The 4,955-nt window shown below is 49.8% G+C and carries 4 protein-coding genes; all 4 read right to left on the reverse strand.

Annotated elements, in window-relative coordinates; all coding sequences use genetic code 11:
* A partial coding sequence (locus ACETWG_07645) for a S8 family serine peptidase (GenBank protein ID MFB0516461.1) occupies positions 1-1,153 on the reverse strand: 1,153 nt, incomplete at its 3' end.
* The gene (locus ACETWG_07650; GenBank protein MFB0516462.1) at positions 1,150-1,653 is read right to left on the reverse strand and encodes a hypothetical protein; all 504 of its coding nucleotides are present in this window, start codon (positions 1,651-1,653) and stop codon (positions 1,150-1,152) included. The genes ACETWG_07645 and ACETWG_07650, both read right to left, overlap by 4 nt.
* Before the next feature lie 136 nt (positions 1,654-1,789).
* Entirely contained in the window at positions 1,790-2,416 is a 627-nt protein-coding gene (locus tag ACETWG_07655) for a hypothetical protein (protein MFB0516463.1), read from the reverse strand.
* A gap of 552 nt (positions 2,417-2,968) precedes the next feature.
* Complete coding sequence (locus ACETWG_07660) at positions 2,969-4,570, reverse strand: ribonuclease E/G (GenBank protein MFB0516464.1); 1,602 nt, start codon at positions 4,568-4,570, stop codon at positions 2,969-2,971.
* Positions 4,571-4,955 lie beyond the last annotated feature (385 nt).

The raw sequence follows: 4,955 nt of genomic DNA on the forward strand, positions 1-4,955 counted from the left end.
TATAATCAGAGTATATAGCAACTATTTGACCAGAGGAGGCATTATTAACGGCGGATTGGATAGTTGAATAGAGTCCCTTTAGCATTGAATCCTCTTTCACACTGATGTCAGGTGTAACGGTTGCTCCGGTATACCGGGTGATCGTGCCACCGGTGGACTTGATGTAGTAGCCATTCAAGGTCAGATTAGCATTAGATCCCAATACAAGTTTTACACCGCTGGGTAATGCAATGTCGCCGGTCAAAGTACTTGAGCCAACGACAACAATCATATCCCCTGAGCCAGCAGCATTGACTGCAGCGTTTACGGTAGAATACTCATTAGGTACGATAAGTGCTGATACCGCAGTGTAGGCATTGATGCGGCCATGCCCATAGTATTGATCCCAACCAGAGCTTCCCTTATCATCAGCTGTTACTTCAATGATTTCTCTCACCTCATGGGGGGCCAAGGATGGATGAAGCGAGAGAATCAGCCCGGCCAGACCCGAGACATGCGGGGCAGCCATAGATGTGCCATACTTATAGGCATAGGTATTGCCTGGTATTGTGGAATAGATATCATTCGCGTTTGGGGTTCCACCTTCGCCTCCAGGTGCAACAATGTTTAGGGCAGAACCATAGCTTGAATACGATGCCCTTGAATCATTCTGGTACGTTGCTCCAACGGCAATGACGTTTGAATATGATGTTGAATAGCGAGCTGGCCATATGATAGCACCACCTGATGTACCTTCATTGCCAGCTGCAGCTACAACTATAATATCATTATCATTTGCATGTTGAACTGCATCCTCAATTTTAGTGGTTGGCGAAGACCAACCAAGACTTGCATTAATGATATGTACTCCACCTTCCTCTTCAGCATACATTACTCCTTCCAGAAATTCATCGTCAGTCCCGTTTTTATTTTCGTCCAATACCTGGACCGCAAGAATGCTGCAATCCCAGCAGACTCCTGCAATTCCTTCGTCATTGTCTGATTCAGCTGCCGCGATTCCGGTTACATGGCTACCATGACCATTCTCGTCTTTGACTCCGTTACCATCTCCAACAATGTCGTCCCCTAAAAAAAATCTGGAGGGATCGTCCAAATCATCATGATAAAGACTTCCGTTTACCAAGGGGATACCAGTATCAAGAATAGCTATCAAAACATCACTATCTCCAGTAGTAATGTCCCAAGTTCCTCAGCATCGATATCAGCATCAACGGTGCCGCCAGACACTTGCCCTGTATTCTTGAGTCCCCATTGTTTGTCGAAGTGGTCATCATCAGGAACGACGCATGCGTGTCCTATTATATTGGGTTCTGCGACTTGTATTAAGGGATTTCTACTTAGCTCAGCCCCAAGTGAGAGTACATCGATAGTATCCGGGACCTCGAATTGTACCCAGCGGAGTTTGTTGAGATCCTTTCTTATATTCGCACCATAATTCTGTAAAAGCGGAAGCACATCAGCGACTTGAATACCCTGCCGTAGCTTCACTGCAATTTCACCATGAACGTATTCAACCTGACGGCCATTCCAGATTCCAGTACGTACCTCCTTGCCCCGAAACATAACCTGGGCGCTCAGCATCGCCCAAGGTAGCAGTACCAGCACTAGAAGGAAAGGCAGTTTAAAGGCTGTCGCCGTTAGTTTGTTCCACATGGTACTACCTCCTTAGTTACATGATGATGTGACAAACTTTGACCAGCATTCAATTACTAGAATTCCTTTCTTCATATATATCCATGAAGATAAGCTCCGAAAAAACATTAACACTGTGTCCGAGGATTTGCAGAATTCACCACGGTAGAGAGTAATGAAGTAAGACGTTGAATCCAAACTTAAGAGTGGTAATAGGATACTGACGAACGTCCAAAGCCATTCCGCCTCTCTCAAAGAACTTCGAATAAGCGAATTGGCCAGACAGTTCCATGCCGAAGCTTAGTCGGCTGGAGATAGCGACCTCCCCGCCTGTAATTGCCTGAATGAAGTAGCTGTCCACATCTATGCGTCCAAGACTACTGTTGGAACTCTTCGTCCTCTGACGCACAAGACCGGTACGGACACCGATTGAAGGAGTAAAACGTTTACACTTCCAGAGCCGATAGGCGCCTAGTCCTAGCACCGATTGCCTATGCACGACAGTGATATCCCGGTGTATGATAGACTTCTCACTTCCAGCACCTAGGAAAAGTGTGAACCTCGCATAGGGACTTGGCTCATAGCTAGCGAGCAGGGATAAGGGTGCATACGGTATATCAAAGGCATACTCTTCCATGGATTCAAGGGGTAAGCGCGAGTAGCCGATTCCAATGCTATACTTGTGTGGTGCATTATTTGCCTGTGCCTGCGTGGTTGTTGCCACCAGCCCCACGAAAAGCATTAGCAAAACATTTATTTTATGGTAAGGTCGCAGTTTAGTCATGGAACTCTCCCTCGCGAGTAATTCCGCCCATTTTATCCTTTGAAAATCCCCCACAGACATACTCCTTCCATTATAAATGCCTACGGCTATATAGTCATTCACCGCCCTAACGCAGCTTCACTACGAGGGAGCGCTGCGGATACAAGATATTATAAATAAACGGCAACGTCAAGAATTATATTTCAGATGGGCTATCACTTCTTGCCAATAATCACTATTAGCCGCCAGGTGGGTGACAGGCCCCGCCTGCGGCCCCGCTTTCAGCGGGACTGATGGCGGGACAGGCAGCATGATTTTGATCCTTAACAGTTTACCATTAGTGAAAATCTTTTATAGGATAGTGATCTTAAACGATTGTAGCGAAAAGCAATGGCTAATTTAAGGAAAGCACTATAAGATATTCAGAAAAAGGAATAAGAAATCTCAGACATAGTCTTACAGTTATTTTCGCTAAAGTATAGTCGTAAAGGAGCCATTAAGCGCTGACGAGATAAAAACGCCCTCCTCGTCGCGTACGAGGAGGGCGTTATAAGTCAGGGGTAGGCTGGTGGCTTACACTTCTTCGGTGACGTCGGTCTTGCGGCGCTTGGAGTAGACCCGGAACTGGTCGGGTGCCAGGTTGTCGTCGGCCTTGATTTCCAGCCAGACCCAGTGCTGCCACATGAAGCTCTTCACCACCTGGGACTTGGTTTCCAGCAGGTGGTCGGCCAGGGAAGGGGGCACAGTGATGACCAGGCGGCGGTCTTTATGGTTGGAGCGGAAGCGCCGCAGCCAGCTGTCGATGGAAGTGATCATGGCGTCCTTGGAGGGGATGCGTCCCAGGCCTTTGCAGGTGGGGCATTCTTCACTCACGGAGTGCAGCAGTGACAGGCGCACCCGTTCGCGGGTCATTTCCAGCAGGCCGAACTCGGAGATGTGTGTCACGGCCACCTTGGCGCGGTCTTTTTTAAGCTCCTTCACCAGTTCGTTGTAGACCTTTTTCTTGTTAGTCTCGTCCTGCATATCGATAAAGTCGATGATGATAAGTCCGCCGATGTCGCGCAGGCGCAGCTGGCGGGCCACTTCCCGGGCCGCCTCCAGATTGATTTTAAGCGAGTTCTGTTCGTGGTCCGCCTTGCCGATGAAGCGGCCGCTGTTCACGTCCACCACCAGCATGGCCTCGGTGTGCTCCAGGACGATGTAACCGCCGCTCTTGAGCCAGACCTTGCGCTGGAGGGTCTTGTCGATCTGCCCCTCGATGTCGTGGTTGGAGAAAATGGGAGCCTTGCCCCGGTAGAACTCTACCAGATTCACCTGGGATGGAGAGACGTCGCTGAGGTAGCTGGTGAGGCGCTTGTAAATCTCCTTGGAATCGATGATGACCTTATCCACGTCGGGGGTCAGCAGGTCCCGGATAACACTGTCGGTAGTGGTGAGATCCTGGTAGAGCAGGATGGGTCCCGATCGGTTTTTGGAGATGGACTCCAGTTCTTTCCACGACTGCCACAGGTTTTCGAAGTCCTTGGTGAGGACTTTCTGGTCTTTTCCTTCGGAGACGGTGCGTACGATAATGCCGAAGCCCTCGGGCTTGAAGGACTCCACCACTTTTCGGAGGCGGCGAACTTCATACTTGTCGGTGATCTTTCGTGAAATGCCGATAAAGTCGGCGTTCTGAACCAGGACGAGCAGCCGGCCGGGGATGGCGATATCGGTAGTGACACGGGGGCCCTTGCCGGCGAAGGGTTCCTTGATGACCTGTACCAGGATTTCCTGCCCGGACTTCAAGTCGATCTCCGTCGCGACGGTAGTCTGGTTCCGTCTGGGGCGGGCCGTGCGCTGGGTTTCGGCAGGCTTTTCGGAGGGGCGTTTCTGTTCGCCACCGTCGCCATGTAGGGCCTGTTCGACCTCCTCCAGGGACACGTATTCCAGATTTTCGAGATTGCCGATCTCGGCGAAGGGAAGGAAAGCGTTCACCGAGTAGCCGATGTCTACGAAAGCAGCCTGCATACCGGGGATGACATTCTCAACCACCCCCTTGTAAATGCTGCCCACCATGCGTTGATAGTCGGGGCGTTCCACGTACAGTTCAACGAGGCGGCCATTTTCGACAATGGCCAGGCGGGTACTCCCGGCCGATTCGTTAATAAACATTTCCTTGACCACATCATCTGCCATAGGGCCAATCGCCTCCCCAGATCAAATAAGTATCTTTTATGCATCGCTCCAGGGGGAATTATGTCACGCTTGTGGGATGTAGGAGGGGAACAGTACTGAATTCAGGAAACAGGCCGGCTACTCAGACCGAGTCAATTGTACCGGAACCTTCGGAAAAGCCTTCGCTATTCGGAAGAAATTCTTGCCTTACCATTAAAAATCCTACATCTACACGCTTCATAAGTCGCCCCCCTGGGGCCTTTATCCTTTACTCTCTTTACGAGGAGTCTGGCGTATACTACATTTTATAACGCCGGATCAAAATACTTCCTTCAGGGCTTCCATCGAGAAGTCCCTTTGAAATAAAGCGCCAAAAAACTACCGCTAAGGTATATAATTCGCGCTG

It is taken from the genome of Candidatus Neomarinimicrobiota bacterium (genome assembly GCA_041862535.1).
Classification (GTDB): Bacteria; Fidelibacterota; Marinisomatia; order SCGC-AAA003-L08; family TS1B11.

What these genes read in the sequence shown, in the direction of transcription:
- ACETWG_07650 (MFB0516462.1), bottom strand. Translation starts at nt 1,653, where the DNA reads ATGTGGAACAAACTAACGGCGACAGCCTTTAAACTGCCTTTCCTTCTA.
- ACETWG_07655 (MFB0516463.1), bottom strand. Translation starts at nt 2,416, where the DNA reads ATGACTAAACTGCGACCTTACCATAAAATAAATGTTTTGCTAATGCTT.
- ACETWG_07660 (MFB0516464.1), bottom strand. Translation starts at nt 4,570, where the DNA reads ATGGCAGATGATGTGGTCAAGGAAATGTTTATTAACGAATCGGCCGGG.